Genomic DNA, 21076 nt, shown 5'->3' on the forward strand with positions numbered 1-21076 from the left:
TTTCAATGACTGATCGCAACCTGAGTTTAGGGCAGATGGGCGCACGCCGTTTTGGACGGGTCAATTGGCTCGGTACGCGCACGTTGGCTGAACGCGAAATTCGGCGCTTTTTGAACGTTTGGACCCAGACTTTGATGGCCCCAATGATCACGGCAGGCCTGTTTTTATTGGTGTTCAACTTGGCGGTGGGGCCACGGCGCGGGGACGTGATGGGAATGCCCTTCATGGTGTTTATCACGCCGGGTGTTTTGATGATGACCGTGATCCAAAATGCATTTGCAAATACATCAAGTTCAATCTTGGTGGCGAAAGTTCAGGGAAATATTGTTGATACCTTGATGCCGCCACTGTCTGCGGCAGAGATGGTGTTGGGGTATGTGGCTGGTGCGGTCGTGCGCGGGCTGATCGTAGCGGTTTGCATTGCTATTGTGGGTCTTGGGTATTTTGGCGTGTGGCCTGCGCACCCGCTTTGGGCTTTGATGTTCGTTGTGCTGGGCGGTGCTTTGATGGGCGGTCTTGGCATTATCGCCGGTACTTTCGCCAACAAATTTGATCAAATGGCAGCGATCACCAATTTCATTGTGACGCCGTTGGCGTTCTTGTCCGGTACTTTCTATTCGGTCAGTGACCTGCCACGGGTGATGTATGTGTTAAGCCACGCAAATCCGTTTTTCTACCTAATCGATGGTGTCAGATACGGTGTGTTGGGTATTTCTGACAGCTCCCCTTGGCTTGGTCTTGGCGTATGTTTGGCAACGACTGCCCTTATTTTAGGTGTCTGTTGGTGGTGGTTTCGTACGGGCTACCGGATCAAAGCTTAGCCCGGCCTTCGCGCCATGCCAAAAGAAGCGCGCCCGTAAGAATTGTGATGGCACCTAGGATTGAGATTGCGTCCGGCATGACGTCGAAAATTACCAAGTCGTAAATGGTTGCAAAAACCAGTGTGCTGTAGCTGAACACAACAATGAAGCTGGCCTCTGCGCGCTTCATAGCGTTCACAAAACATGTCTGGGCGCAGGCCATAAGTGCGCCAAGCGCTGCAAGCGCAATCCATTGCTGGACTGTTGGCGGCTGCCAAAACGCGATGACTGCAACTGATGCTACGATGCATCCGATAAAATTATTGGTCAGCAGAATTTGAAACATCGGCTCGCGTCCCGACAGCCGTTTGATGAAAATCAATTCAACACCCAGAAAAAACGCGGCCCCAAGCGCCAAAAGTGCAGCTGGCTGAAAACTATCCGGTCCCGGGCGTAACAATATGAACGCGCCGGTAAGGGCGATTGCTGCCGCACTCCAACGCCATGGCCCAACTTTTTCACCCAGTAGTAACGCGGCCAAAGCCATACCAAACACTGGGTTGAGGAAGCTAATGGCCGTCGCGTCCGAGAGTGGGATATAGGCAACAGCAGCAAACATCAGGCACACCCCACTGCCACCAAGGCTGGTCCGGCCAATGTGAAGTCCAATGTTTGGCTTTGTGTTTAGGTGCTGCCAAAATGCCGGCAACGTCATGCAAAGTGCCAAGAATGCAAACACAAAACGACCATGGGTAATTTGTACCGGGTGCAGTGGTGCCCCAAGAGAAGTTGTTCCAAGCGCTTTGGCCAGCACGGTGGTTGCCGCTATAAACATCGTGGCCGTTATCATCAAAACAACAGCCACCAAGTTTGAGCCATTCACCTCAGGAAGGGGGGGAGGGATGACCTGATTTGCGCTTGGGGATGTGTTTGATGTCATGCCATGGGGCTTGTCGCTTTTTGCCAGACCTGTCCACATTTTTGTTTGGCTGTCTCGGATTGTTTGCACGAGGTGTCGCAACGGAGGGACCAACCGTGCCTTTTCCCACGCGCACGGTGGCTACAGGCCGGTCTGCAGAGCGAGGCAGTTCACGGGGGTCCGGATCATAAGGGGCACTTTGATGCAGGGCCGCGCGCATCATGCCGCGGCGGCGCACCCACAAGGCGAAACAAATTCCAACAAAGGTCGCGATGAAATACGTCATGCGCCTCGATAGCATGCCATTGATTAAGAAATCGTTTGCCTAAGTTTTACTCAGATCTGCGTAGGATAGCCTGCATTAATCATGTCTAACTTGACAGGTTCGCGGGCTTAGCCCATCCCTTGGCACTCGCATAATTCAAAAGGACGCTATGCTATGATCCCGTCTATTCTTCCCACCTATAATCGTGCCCCTTTGACGTTTGTCAAAGGTGAAGGCTCTTGGTTAGTGGAAGCTGACGGCCGACGCTTTTTGGATATGGCGGCGGGTATTGCGGTGATGTCTTTGGGACACGGCCATCCAGCGGTTGTTTCAGCGCTTTGTAATCAGGCTGAAAACCTGTGGCACACATCAAACCTGTATCAGATCGAGGGGCAGCAGACCCTCGCCGATAAGCTTGTTGCGCATACATTCGCGGACACTGTTTTCTTCACGAACTCAGGAACCGAAAGCTGTGAGCTGGCTGTCAAAATGGCCCGTAAGTATTTTCACGCCCGTGGTGAGGATCGGACAGAAATCATTGCGTTCAACGGCTCTTTTCATGGCCGCTCAAGCGCTGGCATCGCGGCAGCAGGTTCTGCAAAAATGACCGAAGGCTTCGGTCCTCTTTTGCCAGGATTTACCCACTTGGACATTGGCGATCATGACGGCTTACGCGCGGCAATTACAGACAAGACATGTGCCGTAATCGTTGAGCCTGTTTTGGGTGAGGGCGGGATCATTCCGGTCCCTGAACAATGCCTAAAGGGCCTGCGTGACCTGTGCGATGCCACTGGTACGTTGCTTATTTTGGACGAAGTCCAATGCGGTGTCGGTCGTACTGGTAAGCTTTTTGCGCATGAATGGTCCGGTATTTCACCTGATATCATGATGGTCGCAAAAGGTATCGGTTCCGGATTTCCGCTGGGCTGTGTGCTGGCGACGGAAAATGCAGCAAGCGGCATGAGTGCGGGAACCCACGGCAGCACGTACGGTGGCAACCCGCTTGGGTGTGCGGTCGGCAATGCTGTGATGGATATTATCGCGCAAAGCGACTTTCTTGATGACGTAGAGCGCAAAGGTACCCTTCTGAAGAGCTTGCTTGATGATCTTGTGGCGAAACATAGCGCTGTTTTTGAACTGGCGCGTGGGGCAGGCCTCATGGCGGGTCTTAAATGTCGATTGCCTGTTGGTGATGTGCTTAGCGCCAGCTACGCCCAAGAGCTTTTGGTGGTGCCAGCAGGCGACAACACATTGCGACTTCTTCCGGCGTTAACCGTAACTGACACAGAGCTTAAGGATGCCGTCGCACGCCTTGATCGCGTAGCGGCCAGTCTGTCGGCCTAGCTTCTTTTGTTTTCAAATATATCCCGGGGGACCGGGGGCAGCGCCCCCGTTTCGCCACTTACAAGGGGAAAACCCATGAACCACTTTCTTGATATCCACAAAACATCCGTTGAAGATTTGCGCGTGATGATCGACGGCGCAAAATCGGTGAAATCGGCGCGCGCTGGGCTGCCCAAAGCCGCACCTGATCAGGATTTGCCCCTCAAAGACCGGATGGTGGCGTTGATTTTTGAAAAGCCATCAACACGGACCCGTGTCAGCTTTGACGTAGGCGTGCGCCAAATGGGCGGCCAAACAATGGTGCTGTCAGGGACGGATATGCAGCTTGGTCATGGTGAAAGCATCGCGGATACCGCGCGTGTTTTGTCCCGTTACGTCGACATGATTATGATCCGCACGTTTGAGGAAACAACCCTTTTGGAGTTGGCCGAGCACGCCAGTGTTCCCGTGATAAACGGGCTTACAAACCGGACACACCCCTGCCAGATCATGGCAGATATCCAAACATTTGAAGAGCATCGCGGCTCCATCAAAGGTAAGAAAGTCGTCTGGTGTGGTGACGGAAATAACGTTTGCGCATCGTTCTTGCACGCGGCAGGTCAATTCGGATTTGACCTTACTTTCACGGGCCCTGAGCCGCTTGATCCTGAGGCTGAGTTTGTTGATCTTGCGCGCGCCAATGGCAGCACGGTTGAGATCATTCGCGACCCGATTGAAGCGGTTCAAGGCGCCGATTTGGTGGTGGCTGACACATGGGTTTCGATGCATGACAGCCAAACCACAAAAGAACGCCGCCACAATCAGTTGCGCGGGTATCAGGTTAACGATGCGTTGATGTCACATGCTAAAGACGATGCATTGTTCATGCACTGCTTGCCTGCCCACCGCGAGGAAGAAGCAACATCTTCGGTGATGGACGGAAAGCATTCGGTCATTTTTGACGAGGCTGAAAACCGGCTACATGCGCAAAAAGCGGTCATGCGCTGGTGCATGCAAGGGTAAGCGGCGTCGCTTACCTTTTGCGAGGCTTTGCGCGCAGGGTTGGCTCTGCTTGGGTCGGGTCTTCGGGCCACGGATGTTTGGGATATCTTGCGCGCATGTCTTTACGGACATCCGCGTAGGAGCCTGCCCAAAACCCCGGAATATCCATTGTGGTTTGCAAAGGTTTTCGCGCAGGTGACAAGACAGTCACCTTTAGAGGCTTGCCGCCGACAGTTGGATGTTTAGTAACACCGAACAACTCTTGCAGCCTGACTTCAATTTCCGGATCAGCCTGCGAATAATCGATGGGCCGGCGGTCACCAAGCGGCGTTGTGAAATGCGACGGTACAAGCTGGTCAAGCGCTTGGGTTTGCTCCCAATTCAAACAATTCCGCAATGCTTCAAGCGGGTCAAACCCCTTCCAATCCGCACTTGTGCGCACGCTGCCAAGGTAAGGAGCAAGCCAGTCCTCAAGGGTGCCGAGCAAGGCGCTGTCACTCAGGTCTGGAAATGCGCTCTCGCTATTTTCGCGGGCCAAAATCACGCGGGCTTGAAACCGCTTCGCAGCTGCGGGCAGGTTCAGACCGATCATTCGAATACCGTCGCACATCGCGCGGTTCATCTGTGCCACGTCTGCGTTTTTCCAAGCGCGATCCTCAAGGATACAGGCCCCAAGTCTCAGTTGTTCGCGCGCCATCACGCGGCTTTCTCTGCGGGACCACTCACACACTGTATGCCACACGAATTGCTCGGGCATGATTGCGCGCAGTTCGCTTTCGCTGATCGCAATGGCTTGGCGTGTCTTTGCATCGCGCGGGTTACCATCGGTATCTGTCACCACGATCAGCCTCTGTGTGCCGATGGGGTCACTGTCAGAAACAACAGCGCCCTTGCCACCAGACAAGACAAACCTGTGGGCTTGCCCCGCACGCCGCAGGCCGATGCGATCGGGATAGGCGAGTGCGGCCATTTGCGCAGCCGACAGCCCTTGATCCGGACCCGCAAGCCGCGCAAGGCGTTTGGCCTCAAGCCGTGCGGTGGCCAGCGCGCTTTGGTTAACAGTTCGGGCGTCTGATCCTTTGGGGTCGCTTAGTGCGCGAATGCGTAGAGTAAGGTCAGCGCCCGCACCATTAAAACCGTTCATCAGTATATCGCGCCCTGATAGTAGTGCAGCAATGGGCGCTGCACCTTTGCCCGCGCGCGCCACCATATGGGCCAGCCGCGGGTGCACTGGTAGACGCAACAGCGCGCGGCCATGATCTGTAATCCGTCCGCTTTTTAGGGCGCCAAGCGATGTCAAAAGAGCCTGTGCTTCGGCAAGCGCACCCTGAGGGGGCGGCGTGAGAAAAGCCATATCTTCGGGGGATGACCCCCACGCGGCCAACTCAAGAGCGAGGCCAGCAAGATCGGCGGCTTCAATTTCAGCAGGCGGAAACCCAGCAAGCGCGCCGTGCTCCCCTTTGGTCCAAAGTTTGTAGGCCACCCCTTCGGCGACGCGTCCCGCACGGCCGGCCCGTTGTGTGGCTTCGGCCCGTGTGACGCGCTCGGTCACCAATCGCGACATGCCAGACGCGGGGTCAAAACGTGCGCGCCTTGAGCGGCCTGCATCAACAACCGTGCGCACGTCTTCGATGGTCAGCGACGTTTCTGCAATGGACGTTGCCAGCACAATCTTGCGCCCTGTTTCGGCGGGCATGATTGCGGCGCGCTGCGCTTTGAAATCCATTGCCCCGTAAAGTTTGTGCACCGCACAGCTTTTGTCCAACCGGCCTTCAAGGGCGCGGGCGACGCGTGTGATCTCGCCCTGACCGGGCAAAAACACTAGCACACCGCCCTCAGGTTGCTCGGTCACCGCCTGCACGATTAGATCAGCACAGGCCAGCTCAAGCTTTTTGTCTTTCTTCAGCGGGGCACCCAGCCAACGATTTTCCACGTCAAAGGCGCGCCCTTGCGAGGTAATGATCGGTGCGCCCAGCATTTTTGCCACGGGCTCTGCATCAAGCGTGGCAGACATCACGACCAGTTTGAGGTCTGGCCGTAGTGCCGTGCGGCTTTCGTGCGCAAGGGCCAAGCCAAGGTCCGCGTTGAGAGACCGCTCGTGGAATTCATCGAAGATCAGCGCGCCAACGCCCTCAAGGCTGGGGTCTGATTGGATCATGCGGGTTAGAATACCCTCTGTCACCACTTCGATACGGGTGTTCGGGCCTGCTTTTGCCTCGCCGCGCATCCTGTAGCCGACCTGCTCGCCCACGGGTTCGCCAAGGGTGTCTGCCATACGCTCTGCGGCGGCGCGGGCGGCAAGGCGGCGGGGTTCAAGCATGATGAGCTTTCCCTCAAACGCACCGCGTTGCAACAGGGCCAAGGGAACCCGCGTGGTCTTGCCCGCCCCGGGGGGCGCCTGCAAAACAAGCTGGCCGTGCTGTGCGATGGCGGCGATCACATCGCTGATAACGTCTTCGATGGGTAGTCTCATGCAGACTGGTTTACGGGGCAGGGCGGTGGGGCCACAACCTCAAACTCGCGTGGGCCGCAGTGTTGGCAGGCGCTAGACATAGGCGGCGCGTCGGGCCATGAACGGCGTATGGATTTGATAGCTGAACTTCCCAAAGGCAATCGGCGCGCGTTGGCGCGGGCGATTACGCTGGTTGAAAGCACACGGGTGCAGGACCGCGATGCGGCTTCGGAGTTGATGGCGCAACTGCCTCGTGACCGCCAAGCGCTGCGCATTGGTTTGTCGGGCACGCCTGGTGTCGGCAAGTCGACCTTCATCGAAAGCTTCGGCTTGCATTTAACGGCGCAGGGTTTGCGTGTGGCTGTGCTTGCGGTTGATCCCAGCTCGGCGCGGTCAGGCGGTTCGATTCTTGGCGACAAGACCCGCATGGAGCAATTGTCCCGTGATCCGAACGCCTTTATCCGCCCTTCGCCGAGCCAAACCCAATTGGGTGGTGTTGCGCGCCGCACCCGCGAGGTTGTGCGATTATGCGAGGCTGCGGGCTTTGATGTGGTGTTGATCGAGACAGTAGGCGTCGGGCAATCCGAGACGATGGTCGCGGATATATCGGATGTGTTTGCGCTTTTGATGGCACCAGCGGGGGGCGATGAATTGCAGGGCGTAAAGCGCGGCATCATGGAAATTGCTGATCTGGTGATTGTGAATAAAGCCGACGGTGATTTGAAGGCGGCAGCGACCCGCACCTGCGCAGATTATGCGGGCGCGCTTCGGCTTTTGCGCAAGCGAAGTGGGGACCCAGTTGGATTTCCTAAAGCTTCGATGGTGTCAGCACTTACCGCCCATGGATTAGATGAGGTCTGGGCCGATATCAAAGCCCTGAGCGATTTCAGGCAGCAGTCTGGATTTTGGCAAACGCGGCGTCAGGACCAAGATCAGCGGTGGTTCGACCAAGAGTTGCATTTTGGCTTGCTTGAACTTTTACACTCTGACCCAAAATCAGCCCAAATTGTTGAAGAGGCGCGTGAAGCGATTCACCAAGGAACCCGCACACCGGTGCGCGCCGCTGCACAGATTCTGGCCAGCTTTCGCAAAACCTAGCGTAGCTTGGGCGAAATAAGCCACCACATTCGGGGTAAAGGGTGGATTCAAGTCTTGACGCTTGGGTCGCAGGCTTTTATTGCAAGCCAATCGAATTTGACGGCCCGCTGCCATGCGCGGGTCTTATCCGTTTAAGAAGGGGATATCCCATGTCTCGCGTTTGCGAATTCACAGCTAAAGGCCCGATGACTGGCAACAACGTCAGCCACGCCAAAAACCGTACGCGTCGTCGGTTCCTTCCAAACCTTCAGGACGTGACACTGCGCTCTGAAACACTTGGTCGCGACTTCAAATTCCGCGTCAGCGCTGCTGCTCTGCGCACCGTTGATCACCGCGGTGGTCTGGATGCGTTCATGGCAAAAGCAAAAGACGCTGAGCTTTCTGCAAGCGCGTTGAAGCTCAAAAAAGAAATCATGAAAGCCACGGCAGCAGCCTAAGCTATTTATTTTGATGAATTTAGCCTCGCATGGGTTCCATGCGGGGCTTTTTCTTTGCGCCATTGCCTGAACATGCAAGATCTCGATTGTACTGTTACTGCCTGCGATGTGCGCTTTTGCCCCTTTTGAGGGCAGTCCAACATTGCTATTCACCACCTTATGAGACCTATTTCCGCCCTTTTGTTGAGCCTGCTGCTGCTGGTCGCTGCCCAAAGCAGTGCCTTTGCGCATGGTCGTATGATTGTCGCGGATCAATTCGTCATTTGCTCGGGTCAGACACTTCGCGTTGTGAATGTGGATGCGCACGGCAACGAAGTAAGCGTTCGTGATGTATGCCCTGATTGCGTCCAGCTAAGTGCGGCCAGCATACCGGTTGCGCCTGAGGTAGGTTTTAACGCTGACGTTTGGCCCGTCAAAGTAGTCGCCGTGCGGCCACTAGCGGTTTCAAAAGTGGCCCCTAAACGGAACAGGACCCGCGGCCCGCCTTTTGTGGTGTGAATTTTCCAGCAAATTTACATCTATAAGGACGACTGAAATGAAAAAGACACTTTTGACCACAGCTCTGCTGTCTTTGATGGCGACCGCCTCGCACGCGCATATGATGATTGAGGATGCCTATGCTCTTGCGGCTTCACCAAATGCCAAGGCGGGCGCTGCGTTCATGGAAATCACAAACCACAGCGAAACAGCTGACCGGTTGGTGGCAGCCAGCAGCGACGTGGCAGCCCGCGTGGAATTGCACACTCACATCGAAAAAGACGGGGTGATGCGTATGACCGAATTGGAAGATGGCATCCCGTTGGAAGCGGATGAAACGGTCTTGCTAAAACGCGGCGGAATGCACGTGATGTTCATGGGGCTGAACCGCTCGTTGAACGATGGGGACTTGATTGAGGTCACGCTATCGTTTGAAAATGCGGGTGATGTGATAATCGAAGTGCCGGTAGATTTGAACCGCAAACCGGATCCAGATGCCCATGGTGCGGGTCATTCGGGTCACAACCATTAAGCCCATCGCGGTACGGTTACTGACTAAATAAAAAAGGCGGGCCTGTGCGGTCCGCCTTTTGCCATTACGTAAGAGGGGTGCTGGTGCTTTATGAGCAGTACGCCTCAGCCGTTTCGCCAAAGCGTTTGTATTTTTGCCAAAAACTTTCGTGTGTGCTGCGGTCTGATTGGCGCACGTCTTGAGCGCGCTGTGGATCATCAAAGAATTTGGCCGCCTGCCGTTGGTCGCGCCGTGTCAGTGTGATGTCCGCCGCACTTTGGATGCAGCCACACAATTTATAGGACACCGCCTCACGGGCTGATTGAAGGCACGCGTTCTGGATGGGTTTCGCTAAAACTGGTGCGGCCATACCAACAGGCAACGTCGCCGTCAGAGCTATGATCAGCAATAGGTGTTTCATCTGTCTGCCTCGATCCAAACCGAGCGCCGTGATGTTTCACTATCCGCCCGAAAGGTTAATTCGTGAAGTCCAATTGCCACGTTTTTCGCTAATTTTCAAATCACGATTGCACCCGCCCCTGCGGCACGTGGTCAAGGCGCATCAATTGCCATTGACCCACCTGTCATTCCGGCACATATCCTTTTGCCATGAGCACAGATTTGTCACACATCCGCAACTTTTCGATCGTGGCCCACATCGACCACGGTAAATCAACTTTGGCCGACCGTTTGATCCAAGAGACGGGCACGGTGCAAGATCGCGATATGAAAGCGCAGCTACTCGACTCAATGGATATTGAGCGCGAGCGCGGCATCACGATCAAGGCCAACACAGTACGGATCGAGTACAAAGCGAACGATGGTGAAAACTACGTGCTCAACTTGATCGACACCCCCGGTCACGTTGATTTCGCCTATGAGGTTTCCCGTTCCATGCGCGCTGTTGAAGGCTCGCTTCTTGTTGTGGACAGCACCCAAGGTGTGGAAGCGCAAACCTTGGCCAACGTGTATCACGCGATTGAAGCGGATCACGAGTTGGTGCCTGTGCTGAACAAGATTGACCTGCCCGCGTCTGACCTGGACCGCGTTGCAGAGCAAATTGAAGACGTGATTGGCATTGATGCCTCTGGCGCCATCGCTGTGTCTGCCAAGACCGGACAAGGCATCCGTGAGACGCTTGAGGCCATTGTGACCCGCCTGCCGTCGCCGAAGGGTAATCCTGATGGCACGCTGAAGGCGATGCTGGTGGATTCGTGGTATGATGCGTATCTGGGCGTGATCGTGTTGGTTCGCGTTATCGATGGCCGCCTGAAAAAGGGCGACCGTATTAAGTTCCTTTCAAACGGCACCACCCACCACGTTGACCGTGTTGGCGTGTTCCGCCCTGAAATGGAGCCTTTTGACAGCCTCGGTCCGGGCGAGATTGGCTTTTTGACAGCTTCGATTAAGCAGGTCCGCGACACGCGCGTGGGTGATACGATCACCCATGATAAGAAAGAAGTTGAGGCGTTGCCGGGCTTCAAACCTGCGCAGCCCGTGGTTTTCTGTGGGCTTTTCCCTGTTGATAATGCTGAGTTTGAAGACCTGCGCGATGCGATTGAAAAGCTTGCGCTGAATGACGCGTCTTTCTCGTTTGAGATGGAAACATCTGCCGCATTGGGCTTTGGTTTCCGATGTGGGTTCCTTGGATTGCTGCACCTTGAGGTCATCCGTGACCGCATTGAGCGCGAGTATGACATTGAGCTGATCACCACCGCGCCGTCGGTTATTTATCATGTGTACGGGCGTGATGGCTCTATGATTGAGCTGCATAACCCCGCTGACATGCCCGATCCCGCCACAATCGATCACATCGAAGAGCCGCGCATCAAGGCGACCATTTTGGTGCCAGACGAGTATCTGGGCGATGTGCTAAAGCTGTGCCAAGATCGCCGCGGTGTTCAGCAAGACCTGACCTATGCGGGCTCGCGCGCAATGGTTGTGTATGATCTGCCGCTCAACGAAGTGGTGTTTGATTTCTATGATCGCCTTAAGTCAGTGACTAAGGGCTATGCCTCGTTCGACTATCAGATGATCGGGTACCAGACGGACCGTCTGGTGAAAATGTCGGTGTTGGTAAACGACGAACCTGTAGATGCGCTTTCAACCATGGTGCACACGGACCGCGCAGAACAGCGTGGGCGCGCTATGTGCGAAAAACTCAAGGATTTGATTCCGCGCCATATGTTCAAAATCCCGATTCAAGCAGCAATTGGTGGCCGTGTGATTGCGCGCGAAACCCTGTCTGCGATGCGCAAAGACGTCACTGCTAAATGTTACGGCGGCGATGCGACGCGTAAGAAAAAGCTGCTTGAAAAGCAGAAAGCGGGTAAGAAAAAGATGCGTCAGTTCGGCAAAGTCGATATCCCGCAAGAGGCGTTTATTTCCGCCCTTAAAATGGACAACTAGACGCCAGTGCGGTTTTGCCATGCGGGTAGCACGTCGCCCGCAGCAGGTTTTGCTTCATAAACGGCTCGTGCGATTGCGCGGCTCAAACACAGCGCCGCGGCTTGTCCGATTTCAAAAAGCGCCATGTCATCAAGACTGGCGCTTTTTTCATGTCCGGTTGATACACCAAACACCAAGTCCCCATCAAAGGTGCTATGCGCGGGCACAATCGCGCGCGCGATCCCATCGTGGGCCGCGACAGCCATGCGGTGACATTGCGCTTTGCTGAGCGGTGCATCCGTTGCAACGATGGCGATCGTTGTATTGCCGCGCGCGTCGGGCGGGGTGAGCTTGTGACTTTGGAAAAGCTCATGGCCTTGCGCATCGGGTCCCATACCCAAGCCGCCAAACTCGCCGCCGATCTCGAAAGGTGCGGCCCAGAAATGTGGCCCCTCTGGGACGGTAACGGAGCCAACAGGATTTGCTGCGACCAACGCGCCCACGGTGAAGGGGCCACTTGCCCCTTCGATAATCATACTGGCTGAGCCAAGCCCGCCTTTTTCGCGTCCCGTCAGGGCACCCGTGCCGGCACCAACGCTGCCTAATGCGAAAGACGTTGATGCATTTGCATAGGCTTCTTGGCCCAATGACCGGTAGGGGTTGCCGGCCCAGTTTTTGTCGCCGCCGTTAAGTAAATCAAATAGGATCGCCCCAGGCACAAGAGGGACGCGCGCATCCCCGACTGCGTATCCGCGACCGTCCGCATAAAGTGCGTCCATCACCCCCGAACACGCATCCAAACCAAAAGCAGACCCGCCCGACAAAACCAACGCATCCACCGCAACCACAGTTTTATCAGGTGCAAGAAGGTCCGTTTCACGCGTGCCAGGTGCACCGCCCATCACATGCACAGACGCAGTGAACGGTGCATCCGCGCAAAGCACTGTGCTTCCTGATTTAAGGGTGTGATCTTGGGCGTTGCCGACTTTTAGGCCAGCCACATCGGTGATCAGATTAAGGGGACCGGTCTGCATGTTTCGCCTCATTTGATGTGCGGGAAGGAAGGGTGGGCGCAGCGGCCAGTAACGCCCGGGTGTAGGGGTGTTTGGGGGACGTATAGACGTTTTCTGTCATGCCTTGTTCTACAATTTTACCGTTTTTCATCACCATCACGCGGTCCGTAATTGTCCGAACAACCGATAGATCGTGGCTGATGAAAAGATAGGCCAAATCGCGCGTGCGGCATAGATCGGCCAATAGATCAAGCACCTGCGCGCGGACGGACACATCCAGCGCCGAGACGGCCTCATCGAAAATGATCAATTCGGGCTCAATAATTAGCGCGCGAGCGATTGCCAAACGCTGACGCTGCCCGCCTGAAAATTCGTGAATGTATTTCTGCGCATCGTCGGGGGCCAGACCCACATCGGTGAGGGCTTTGGTAACTGCCGTCTCGCGGGCTTTTCCGACCGGAGGGTGGTCCAGCAGGTGAAATGGCTCGGTGATCAGACGCTCTACTTTGTGGCGGGGATTAAAGCTGCCGTAGGGATCTTGAAAGACCACCTGCATTTTGCGCCGGACCTTATGGTGAGGAGACTTGCCCGCAAAAACAGGCTCCCCGTCGAGGGTGATCCGTCCTGACTGCACATCCTCCAAGCCCAATATGGCGCGGGTCAGGGTGGACTTGCCGCACCCGCTTTCACCAACGAGCCCAACTCTTTCGCCGCGGTTCAATTGAAAACTTACATCGCTTACAGCGCGGTGCTGGCCGCGCTTTCCGAACAGTCCTGTGCGGGCGATAGGATAGTCGCGGACAACGCCTTCGACTGACAAAAGTGGTTGTGTTTTCTGCAAAGCAGGCAGGTTAACCTGATGGGTAGAGGCGGCAAAAAGCGCTTTGGTGTAGGGGTGCTGCATGTGTTGGAAAATGCTTTGCGTTTCACCCGCCTCAACAACTCGCCCGTTTTGCGTGACAATAATCTGGTCAGCCATATTCGCGACCACGGCCAGATCATGGGTGATCATCATCAGCCCCATGCCAAACTCATCCACCAAGCCTTTGAGCAGCTCTAGAATGGTCGCCTGAGTGGTTACATCAAGCGCGGTGGTAGGCTCGTCCGCGATCAGGAGTTTAGGCCGCAGAGCGATGGCCATCGCGATGACAACACGCTGGCGCTGCCCGCCGGATAACTCATGCGGGTAGCGTGTTAGCGGAAATTGGTCATTGGGCAGGCCGACGCGTTCAAGGGTTTGTGCCGCGCGTCGGTAAGCGTCGTGGCGCGTGGTTTTCTCGTGAATACGGATAGTCTCGCTGACTTGTGCGCCGATGGTTTGAACCGGATTAAGGGCTGTCGTCGGCTCTTGAAAAACCATGCCAATCTCGTTGCCACGTAGGGTGCAAAGCTCAGCCTCAGGCGTTTGCAGAAGGTCACGGTCCCCAAACTTAATCTGACCAGTTGTGTCAGCGCCCTGCGGCAACAGCCCCATAACGGCGAGGCTTGTGAGGGACTTTCCAGAACCACTTTCACCGGTAAGGGCCACAATTTCACCGGCCTCAATCTTTAACGCGACATCGTCCAAGATCGGGGTGCCGTTGATCGATAGGTTTAGGTTTTCAATTGCAAGCAGGCTCATGACCGCCCAACCCGAATACGTGGATCAAGCAGGTCGCGCAGGCCGTCTCCCATCAGGTTTAGCCCCAAAACAGTCAGCACAATTGCTCCGCCCGGTATCAGTGCCGTGTGCGGTGCGATGCTGACGAGGGTTTGCGCATCAGCTAACATTCGCCCCCAAGAAGCGGTGGGTGGCTGTGCGCCCAGACCGATATAGGACAGGGCTGCTTCGGCCAGAATTCCGAGGCTGAATTGAATGGTGCATTGTACGATCAGCAAGTTGGCCAAGTTGGGCAAAATATGCTCAAGCGAGATACGCGCGGCGGATTTACCACTGACGCGGGCGGCCAGAATGAAGTCTCGCTCCCACAGGCTAAGCGCGCCACCGCGGGTGAGGCGGGCAAAAACAGGGATGTTGAAAATGCCGATGGCGATGATTGCGTTGACCGCTGATGCGCCAAACACGGCTGTGATCAAAATGGCGATGACAAGGGATGGAAATGCGAAAATCAGGTCGTTTCCGCGCATGATAAACTCATCGATGAAATGACCACGCCGTGCGGCGGCCCACAACCCAAGGGGCACGCCCAAAACCATGCCGATGCCCACTGCCACAAGCGCCACAGCGATGGATGTTCGTGCGCCCATCATGATCATCGATAAGATGTCGCGCCCGAAGTGATCTGTGCCGAGCCAGTTTGCCGCGTTTGGGGTTTTGAGTTTGTTACCCACATCGAGGCTCAAAATGTCGTAGGGTGTCCACAGGAACGACAGTGCTGCCGCAATCACAAAAATACCGCTGAGAACGGCGCCAATGATTAGCCCCCTCATGATCGCTGCCTTAGGCGCGGATCAACGGCGGCATAGGTCAAATCCACCAAGAAATTCACGATGATGACTGAAAACACCAGCAGCATCACAACACCTTCGACAACGATCAAATCCCGCGCAGATATGGCTTGGAAGATCAGCCGACCCAAGCCAGGCAAGAAGAACACTTGTTCGATTACGATGCCACCTGCCAGCAAGAAGGAAAACTGAAGCCCCAAGATTGTCAGCACAGGAATTAGCGCGTTTCGAACTGCGTGGCGCCAAAGTGCCTGGCGTTTGCTGAGGCCCTTGGCGCGGGCCGTCCGGATGAAATCTTCGCCTAACATATCGAGTAATGACGATCGCATCACGCGCGCAAGGATTGCCGCTTGGGGTAGGGCCAGTGCAATTGCTGGCAAGGTCAAGGATTTCAGTCCAAGCCAAAACCCCTTGTCCCACCCCACAAAACCGCCTGCGGAAAACCACCGCAAATTGATTGCAAAGATCAAGACGAGGATCATCGCAAACCAGAAATTTGGAATGGCGACGCCAAGTTGTGTTGCGCCCATGATTGCCGTGTCACCTGCACCGCCGCGGCGCGATGCTGCAAAGATGCCTGCGGGGAATGCGATGAGTGTCGATAGAACCAGCGCGTAAACAGCGAGTGGCAGCGACACCCAAATACGATCAGCGATCAAATCAGATACCGGCGCGCGGTAGGTGTAAGAGGTGCCAAAGTCACCCTGCAACATCCCGCTAACCCACGTTAAATAGCGTTCTGGCGCAGATGCGTTTAGCCCTAACTGGGCGCGCAGTGCCTCCACAGCCTCGGGTTGCGCGTTGAGGCCCAGCATGAATGCAGCAGGATCGCCGGGCACGATCTCGATGATCAAAAAGATAACTATGCTGGCCACGATCAAGCTGATCACGAGAGAGGCGCAACGGGAGAGGGCATAGCGAAGCATGGTGTAGGCGGGGCCTCAATTCAGGCATAGAAAGCGGGGCCGCACAGATCTACGCGGCCCCGTTTGAAGTTTAGTTGGTCCAGCTAAGACCGGTCAGGTCAACCGCAGCGGTTGGTTGATTTTCCCACATGCCCTGCAAACCTGCTTTTGCAATTGTGGGATAGGCCAATTCAAAAAGATAGCCGTTCACGTAGTCCTCCGAGATGATGGTCTGTGCCTGCGCCATCAACGCGGCGCGCTCACCGGGGTCTGTTGCTTTGTTCAGATCATCCATCAGCGCTTGGAACGCAGGGTTGTCGTACTGGAAGTAATAGTCGGGGTTGGCGTAAATTCCGATGTCCATCGGCTCGGTATGGCTCACGATTGATAGGCCAAAGTCTTTGCCGCGGAACACTTCTTCAAGCCACTGCGCCCATTCAAGGTTGCTGATTTGCGCATCAATACCCACCTCGCGCAATTGTGCCGCGATGATCTCACCGCCGCGCCGCGCGTATGAGGGGGGGGGCAGTTTGAGGGTTGTGGTAAAGCCATCGGCAAAACCTGCCTCGGCCAGCAGTTTTTTGGACAGCTCTGGATCGTATTGCGAGTTGCCAGTCAGATCGACGTAGTTAGGGTTGTGCGGAGCGAAGTGCGTGCCGATGGGCGTACCGAGCCCAAACATCGCCCCATCAATAATGGCTTGGCGGTCAATTGCGTGCGCAACTGCCTTGCGGACCAGCTTATTGTCAAAGGGCGGCATTTTGTTGTTGGTCGACAGAATTGTCTCGCCTTCGGTGTTGCCCTTAAGGACCTGAAAGCGTGGGTCTGCTTCAAATTGCGGGATGTTTTCGGGCGCAGGGAAACCTGCAAAAGCATCGACATCTTCTGCCATTACGGCGGCGAATGCGGCTGTTGGGTCAGAAATGAAACGGAAAGTTGCGTTCTGAATGGCGGGTGCGTCGCCCCAATAATCAGCGTTACGGGTCAACTCAAGGCGGTCACCCTGCACCCAGTCCACAAAGCGGTATGCCCCGGTGCCTACGGGTGCGGTTGCGTTTGTCTCGGCACTTTCGGGCGCCACGATTACCGCATCACCCCACGCCATGTTGAACAGGAAATTGCCTGTCGGCTGGCTCAGCGTGACTTTGACTGTAGCGGCATCAATCACGTCAACCGCAGCGATATTGGCAAACAGCCCTTTTTGGGCGTTAGTGCTGTCCTCGGCGCGGGCGCGGTCGAGGCTGAATTTCACGTCCTCTGCATCCATCGTCGTGCCGTCGTGAAATGTCACACCCGTTTGCAGGTTGAACGTATAGCTGAGCCCATCTGCTGAAATGTCCCATGATTTGGCAAGGCCGGGTACAACTGCCCCATCCGACATGAACCGTGTCAGCCCTTCAAAAACGTTGGAATACATGACGCTGTCAATGGCTTGAGCAGCGGCACCTGTGGGGTCGAGGTTCGGTGGCTCAAGCTGAATCGCGATGGTCACGTTGTCTTGCGCATTTGCCAAACTCGCCATCAGCGCGAATGCGCTAACGGTAATCAAGCCCTTGTTAAAGATGGTCATGTGTCTCTCCCCATGCTGGTTAATTTGCCCGTTGACGGGGCTTAGTCATCTTTTGGCAACAACAGCGCGGCCAAACTGCGCGCCATCACCTTAATACTATCGATCATATCATCAACGCCTACGTATTCGTCCGGCTTGTGCGCCAGATCCAGAATCCCGGGGCCGTATGCGACACAGTTTTTCAGTTTGCCGATCCGGTCGATGTGCTTTTGGTCGTATGTGCCGGGCGAGGCGACAAACTCGGCGGGTTTGCCCATCACATGCGCAATTTCAGCAGCCACGGTCGCGGCTACGGGCGCATCACGGTCTGTCATCGAGGGTAGGACATGGTTCAGCTCGCGTATAGCGTAGTCAAAATCGGGCCGGTCGCGGCGCAGTCCTTCTAGCAGTCCTTTCACTTCACCGCGCACCTGATCCAGCGGTTCCTCAACCAAAAAACGGCGGTCAATGACGATGCGGCAACTGTCGGGCACGCAGTGGCTGGGCAGAGCGGTGCTATCTTTTAGTGTCTCGGCTTGGCCGCCGTGAATGGAGTTGATGTTCATCGTCGATGACCGGGCACCTTCGGGCACCACGGGCATATCGGTGCGGCGTGCAGCCATGGCAGGGAACAGATCGCTTTCAAATTTGTCGAGCACAGCGCCCATGTGGCGCACGGCGCAATCGCCCAAGAACGGCATAGCGCCATGGGCAATCTCGCCAAATGTTTCGATTTCGGCCCACCAGCCGCCGCGATGCCCTAGGCATACGCGGTCTTTATTCAGCGGTTCTGGGATGATGACGTGCTGCACCCGCTCTGGGGTGAAGTACCCTTTTTCGGCCAGATACGCGACGCCGCCATAGCCGCCTGATTCCTCATCGGCAGTGCCAGAGATTTCAATCGCCCCGTGAAAATCCGGAAACACTTCGATGAAAGCTTCCGCTGCGATGATTGAAGCGGCTAGTCCGCCTTTCATGTCGCATGCACCCCGCCCATAGATTTTGCCGTCGATATGTGCACCGCCAAAGGGGTCTTGGGTCCATCCTTTGCCGACCTCGACGACGTCCGTGTGCGAGTTGAAATGAACGCAGTCGCCTGTGTGTTTTCCATCCCGTCGGGCAATTATGTTCCAGCGCGGATAGGCCTCACAATCGCCGGGGGTGCCGTGGGCGCGGATCAGCTCAACGTCAAACCCCGAGGCGCGTAGACGGGTTGCTAAAAACTCACAAATATTGCGGTAGTTTTCACCGGGTGGGTTTAGCGTGGGGATGCGGATAAGATCGCCTGTCAGTTGGATCAGATCGTCACGCTTGCCCTCGATAACTTGGGTAAGTTGGGATAGTGATTTGCTTTGCTGATCCATTCTTTAAGTATGACAGCAAAAAACACGGTATCAATACCGTATAAATACGGGTAGCTAAAAAACATGCATAGCGCTGACATTCAAATTGCTTTTGATGCCGCTCCCATCGGGCTGGTGCTGTCTGAGGGGCGTGTCATTCGTGCGTGCAATGAAGCCTTTGCCACACTTGTAGGGTATTCCAAAAATAGCTTGGTGGGCCAGTCTTTTCGTATGTTTTACGGCTCAGACGCCGAGTTTGAGGCGATCCGTGATATTGGTCTTGCCGCGTTGCAAACAAGCGGTACGTACAGCGATGAACGTCTCGTGCTCCACAAGGATGGTCACACGGTTTGGAGCCGTTTTCGTGCTCGCAGCCTGACGCCAGATGATCCGCTTGCGCGGCTGGTGCTGAGTTATGCTGCCATAAGTGAGCGTTCTGATTTGGTGCAACTCACCCCGCGTGAGCGGCAGGTTTTGGGTTTCATGGGGCAGGGGATGACCAGCAAGGAAATTGCAAAGACCCTAGAGCTATCGCCGCGCACAATCGAGGATATCCGTGCCCGAATGATCAAACGTCACGGGGTTAAACGTGCTTCTGAATTGGTCGCCCGCATGATGATGCGCGGTAAATAGGGCCGTAATTTTCGACCTTCTCAAAACACATTTTTGCTAACGTGAAATGAGCCGCTGCAGGGAAGGTTTTGCTTGCGCTTGGGCTGAAACATAACGCCCTATAGCGTCAAATTACGTATTCCCTAAATGCTGAAGGACCCGACAAAAATGGCGCGCGACTATTTGAAAAAAGCCGATAAAACTGCGGAAACTGGGGCGTCTGACGTACGCGATACGGTTCAGGAAATTCTGGCAAATATCGAGGCCGGTGGTGATGCGGCTGCTTTGGAATATGCGGCCAAATTTGACAATTATGATGGCCCTGTTTTGCTTAGCGAAGAAGATATTGCGGCAGCCTGCGCCAAGGTTTCTCAAAAGCTGAAAGATGACATTGCGTTTGCTTATGAGAACGTGCGCCGTTTCGCTGAAACACAAAAAAGCACAATGAAAGACGTCGAACTTGAGGTGCGCCCTGGCTTGATCGCGGGTCAAAAGGCCATTCCGGTCAACACTGCTGGCTGCTACGTACCGGGCGGGCGTTATAGCCACATCGCAAGTGCGATCATGACCGTGACAACCGCAAGCGTGGCTGGATGCAAAAACATTACTGTTTGTTCGCCGCCCCGCCCCAATGAAGGCATTGCACCTGCTATTATTTACGCGGCCCAACTGTGTGGTGCGACGCGCATTCTATCAATGGGTGGCGTGCAGGGTGTGGCAGCAATGACGTTTGGCCTTTTTGGTTTGCCAAAGGCTGACATTTTGGTTGGTCCCGGCAATCAGTTCGTGGCTGAAGCCAAACGCATTTTGTTTGGTCGCGTGGGCATCGATATGATTGCAGGCCCGACAGATAGTTTGATCTTGGCCGATGAAACTGCTGATCCGTTTATCGTGGCGACAGACTTGGTGTCACAGGCCGAACACGGGTATAACTCGCCGGTTTGGTTGGTCACAGACAGTCGCGAACTGGCGTATAAAGTGATGGATTTGGTGCCGGGTCTTATTGAGGATTTGCCAGAGCTTAACCGCGATAACGCCTTTGCGGCGTGGCGTGATTATGCCGAAGTGATCGTGTGTGATGATCGCGAAGAAATGGCGGCAACATCCGATGCTTACGCGCCTGAACACCTGACGGTACAGGCTGCTGACATTGATTGGTGGCTTGATCGGCTAACGTGCTATGGATCGCTCTTTTTGGGAGAGGAGACGACTGTTTCGTTCGGCGATAAAGCATCAGGAACCAATCACGTTTTGCCCACTTCTGGAGCCGCGAAATATACAGGTGGGCTGTCCGTTCATAAGTACATGAAGATCGTCACATGGCAGCGTTCAACCCGTGAGGGTGCCAAGGACGTTGCGATCGCGACAGCACGAATTTCACGGCTTGAGGGAATGGAAGGGCACGCGCGGTCTGCGGACGTACGCCTTCAGAAGTATTTCCCCGAGCAAAACTTTGACCTATCCGCGCAGGATTGAGCGCGCTAGCGTAGCACCAACGCTGGGCATTTAATTGTCCACAACATCTGGTGATCTG

General features: G+C 55.3%; 19 protein-coding genes. 10 read left to right on the plus strand and 9 right to left on the minus strand.

Translation table 11 applies throughout. The features are described 5' to 3' along the window. Positions 1-5 precede the first annotated feature (5 nt). A complete protein-coding gene (locus NeNHUV3_RS10765; protein ID WP_391481367.1) occupies positions 6-821 on the plus strand; it encodes an ABC transporter permease in 816 nt (271 codons plus the stop codon). Here NeNHUV3_RS10765 and NeNHUV3_RS10770 read toward each other — a convergent pair. Further along, positions 811-1650, minus strand: a complete 840-nt coding sequence (locus tag NeNHUV3_RS10770; protein ID WP_391483244.1) for a DMT family transporter — start codon at positions 1648-1650, stop codon at positions 811-813. The genes NeNHUV3_RS10765 and NeNHUV3_RS10770 overlap by 11 nt on opposite strands. 508 nt (positions 1651-2158) lie before the next feature. Here NeNHUV3_RS10770 and NeNHUV3_RS10775 point away from each other — a divergent pair. Together NeNHUV3_RS10775 and argF are read left to right on the plus strand one after the other, a co-directional pair. Continuing rightward, positions 2159-3328 carry an aspartate aminotransferase family protein gene (locus NeNHUV3_RS10775; protein WP_391481369.1) on the plus strand — a complete coding sequence of 390 codons (1170 nt, stop codon included), beginning with the start codon at positions 2159-2161 and terminating at the stop codon, positions 3326-3328. Between the two features lie 75 nt (positions 3329-3403). Next, positions 3404-4330, plus strand: a complete 927-nt coding sequence (gene argF, locus NeNHUV3_RS10780; RefSeq protein WP_391481371.1) for an ornithine carbamoyltransferase — start codon at positions 3404-3406, stop codon at positions 4328-4330. A gap of 10 nt (positions 4331-4340) precedes the next feature. Here the strand turns inward: argF and hrpB are convergent, their stop codons facing one another. Then, positions 4341-6782 carry an ATP-dependent helicase HrpB gene (hrpB, locus tag NeNHUV3_RS10785; RefSeq protein ID WP_391481373.1) on the minus strand — a complete coding sequence of 814 codons (2442 nt, stop codon included), beginning with the start codon at positions 6780-6782 and terminating at the stop codon, positions 4341-4343. 108 nt (positions 6783-6890) lie between these two features. Here hrpB and meaB point away from each other — a divergent pair, with 108 nt between their 5' ends. From meaB to NeNHUV3_RS10805, 4 genes are all read left to right on the plus strand, one after another. After that, positions 6891-7859: a methylmalonyl Co-A mutase-associated GTPase MeaB gene (gene meaB / locus NeNHUV3_RS10790; RefSeq protein WP_391481375.1), complete on the plus strand. Its 969-nt coding sequence runs from the start codon at positions 6891-6893 to the stop codon at positions 7857-7859. 149 nt (positions 7860-8008) lie between these two features. After that, positions 8009-8296, plus strand: a complete 288-nt coding sequence (gene rpmB, locus NeNHUV3_RS10795; protein WP_048599477.1) for a 50S ribosomal protein L28 — start codon at positions 8009-8011, stop codon at positions 8294-8296. Between the two features lie 159 nt (positions 8297-8455). After that, positions 8456-8794, plus strand: coding sequence for a hypothetical protein (locus NeNHUV3_RS10800; protein ID WP_391481376.1), 339 nt, complete (start codon positions 8456-8458; stop codon positions 8792-8794). A 37-nt stretch (positions 8795-8831) separates the two neighbouring features. Beyond that, positions 8832-9305: a copper chaperone PCu(A)C gene (locus tag NeNHUV3_RS10805; protein ID WP_391481378.1), complete on the plus strand. Its 474-nt coding sequence runs from the start codon at positions 8832-8834 to the stop codon at positions 9303-9305. Between the two features lie 88 nt (positions 9306-9393). Here NeNHUV3_RS10805 and NeNHUV3_RS10810 read toward each other — a convergent pair whose 3' ends face one another. Beyond that, complete coding sequence (locus NeNHUV3_RS10810) at positions 9394-9705, minus strand: hypothetical protein (RefSeq protein ID WP_391481380.1); 312 nt, start codon at positions 9703-9705, stop codon at positions 9394-9396. Between the two features lie 188 nt (positions 9706-9893). Here NeNHUV3_RS10810 and lepA point away from each other — a divergent pair, with 188 nt between their 5' ends. Further along, entirely contained in the window at positions 9894-11693 is a 1800-nt protein-coding gene (gene lepA, locus NeNHUV3_RS10815; RefSeq protein WP_341246242.1) for a translation elongation factor 4, read from the plus strand. Here lepA and NeNHUV3_RS10820 read toward each other — a convergent pair. The 6 genes from NeNHUV3_RS10820 to NeNHUV3_RS10845 form a co-directional block, all read right to left on the minus strand. After that, positions 11690-12706, minus strand: coding sequence for a P1 family peptidase (locus tag NeNHUV3_RS10820; RefSeq protein ID WP_391481382.1), 1017 nt, complete (start codon positions 12704-12706; stop codon positions 11690-11692). The genes lepA and NeNHUV3_RS10820 overlap by 4 nt on opposite strands. Next, positions 12687-14306: an ABC transporter ATP-binding protein gene (locus NeNHUV3_RS10825; RefSeq protein WP_391481384.1), complete on the minus strand. Its 1620-nt coding sequence runs from the start codon at positions 14304-14306 to the stop codon at positions 12687-12689. The genes NeNHUV3_RS10820 and NeNHUV3_RS10825 overlap by 20 nt, the downstream gene beginning before the upstream one ends. Then, positions 14303-15118, minus strand: coding sequence for an ABC transporter permease (locus NeNHUV3_RS10830; RefSeq protein WP_391483246.1), 816 nt, complete (start codon positions 15116-15118; stop codon positions 14303-14305). The genes NeNHUV3_RS10825 and NeNHUV3_RS10830 overlap by 4 nt, the downstream gene beginning before the upstream one ends. Further along, positions 15112-16059 carry an ABC transporter permease gene (locus tag NeNHUV3_RS10835; RefSeq protein WP_391481386.1) on the minus strand — a complete coding sequence of 316 codons (948 nt, stop codon included), beginning with the start codon at positions 16057-16059 and terminating at the stop codon, positions 15112-15114. The genes NeNHUV3_RS10830 and NeNHUV3_RS10835 overlap by 7 nt, the downstream gene beginning before the upstream one ends. Before the next feature lie 70 nt (positions 16060-16129). After that, positions 16130-17608 (minus strand): ABC transporter substrate-binding protein, encoded by a 1479-nt coding sequence (locus NeNHUV3_RS10840; RefSeq protein ID WP_391481387.1) that lies wholly within the window; start codon positions 17606-17608, stop codon positions 16130-16132. Positions 17609-17649: 41 nt separating this feature from the next. Continuing rightward, positions 17650-18951, minus strand: a complete 1302-nt coding sequence (locus NeNHUV3_RS10845; protein ID WP_391481389.1) for an acetylornithine deacetylase/succinyl-diaminopimelate desuccinylase family protein — start codon at positions 18949-18951, stop codon at positions 17650-17652. A gap of 63 nt (positions 18952-19014) precedes the next feature. Here NeNHUV3_RS10845 and NeNHUV3_RS10850 point away from each other — a divergent pair, with 63 nt between their 5' ends. After that, positions 19015-19563, plus strand: a complete 549-nt coding sequence (locus tag NeNHUV3_RS10850) for a LuxR C-terminal-related transcriptional regulator (protein ID WP_391481391.1) — start codon at positions 19015-19017, stop codon at positions 19561-19563. A 147-nt stretch (positions 19564-19710) separates the two neighbouring features. Continuing rightward, a complete protein-coding gene (gene hisD, locus NeNHUV3_RS10855) occupies positions 19711-21018 on the plus strand; it encodes a histidinol dehydrogenase (RefSeq protein WP_391481392.1) in 1308 nt (435 codons plus the stop codon). Positions 21019-21076: the final 58 nt, after the last annotated feature.

The sequence above is a fragment of the Nereida sp. NH-UV-3 genome (assembly GCF_042939535.1).
In the GTDB taxonomy this organism is placed as follows: Bacteria; Pseudomonadota; Alphaproteobacteria; order Rhodobacterales; family Rhodobacteraceae; genus Nereida; species Nereida ignava.

Bases quoted from the DNA above. Each gene is read 5' to 3' on its own strand.
- NeNHUV3_RS10765 (WP_391481367.1), top strand. From the start codon at position 6: ATGACTGATCGCAACCTGAGTTTAGGGCAGATGGGCGCACGCCGTTTT.
- NeNHUV3_RS10770 (WP_391483244.1), bottom strand. From the start codon at position 1,650: ATGATAACGGCCACGATGTTTATAGCGGCAACCACCGTGCTGGCCAAA.
- NeNHUV3_RS10775 (WP_391481369.1), top strand. From the start codon at position 2,159: ATGATCCCGTCTATTCTTCCCACCTATAATCGTGCCCCTTTGACGTTT.
- argF (WP_391481371.1), top strand. From the start codon at position 3,404: ATGAACCACTTTCTTGATATCCACAAAACATCCGTTGAAGATTTGCGC.
- hrpB (WP_391481373.1), bottom strand. From the start codon at position 6,782: ATGAGACTACCCATCGAAGACGTTATCAGCGATGTGATCGCCGCCATC.
- meaB (WP_391481375.1), top strand. From the start codon at position 6,891: ATGGATTTGATAGCTGAACTTCCCAAAGGCAATCGGCGCGCGTTGGCG.
- rpmB (WP_048599477.1), top strand. From the start codon at position 8,009: ATGTCTCGCGTTTGCGAATTCACAGCTAAAGGCCCGATGACTGGCAAC.
- NeNHUV3_RS10800 (WP_391481376.1), top strand. From the start codon at position 8,456: ATGAGACCTATTTCCGCCCTTTTGTTGAGCCTGCTGCTGCTGGTCGCT.
- NeNHUV3_RS10805 (WP_391481378.1), top strand. From the start codon at position 8,832: ATGAAAAAGACACTTTTGACCACAGCTCTGCTGTCTTTGATGGCGACC.
- NeNHUV3_RS10810 (WP_391481380.1), bottom strand. From the start codon at position 9,705: ATGAAACACCTATTGCTGATCATAGCTCTGACGGCGACGTTGCCTGTT.
- lepA (WP_341246242.1), top strand. From the start codon at position 9,894: ATGAGCACAGATTTGTCACACATCCGCAACTTTTCGATCGTGGCCCAC.
- NeNHUV3_RS10820 (WP_391481382.1), bottom strand. From the start codon at position 12,706: ATGCAGACCGGTCCCCTTAATCTGATCACCGATGTGGCTGGCCTAAAA.
- NeNHUV3_RS10825 (WP_391481384.1), bottom strand. From the start codon at position 14,306: ATGAGCCTGCTTGCAATTGAAAACCTAAACCTATCGATCAACGGCACC.
- NeNHUV3_RS10835 (WP_391481386.1), bottom strand. From the start codon at position 16,059: ATGCTTCGCTATGCCCTCTCCCGTTGCGCCTCTCTCGTGATCAGCTTG.
- NeNHUV3_RS10840 (WP_391481387.1), bottom strand. From the start codon at position 17,608: ATGACCATCTTTAACAAGGGCTTGATTACCGTTAGCGCATTCGCGCTG.
- NeNHUV3_RS10845 (WP_391481389.1), bottom strand. From the start codon at position 18,951: ATGGATCAGCAAAGCAAATCACTATCCCAACTTACCCAAGTTATCGAG.
- NeNHUV3_RS10850 (WP_391481391.1), top strand. From the start codon at position 19,015: ATGCATAGCGCTGACATTCAAATTGCTTTTGATGCCGCTCCCATCGGG.
- hisD (WP_391481392.1), top strand. From the start codon at position 19,711: ATGGCGCGCGACTATTTGAAAAAAGCCGATAAAACTGCGGAAACTGGG.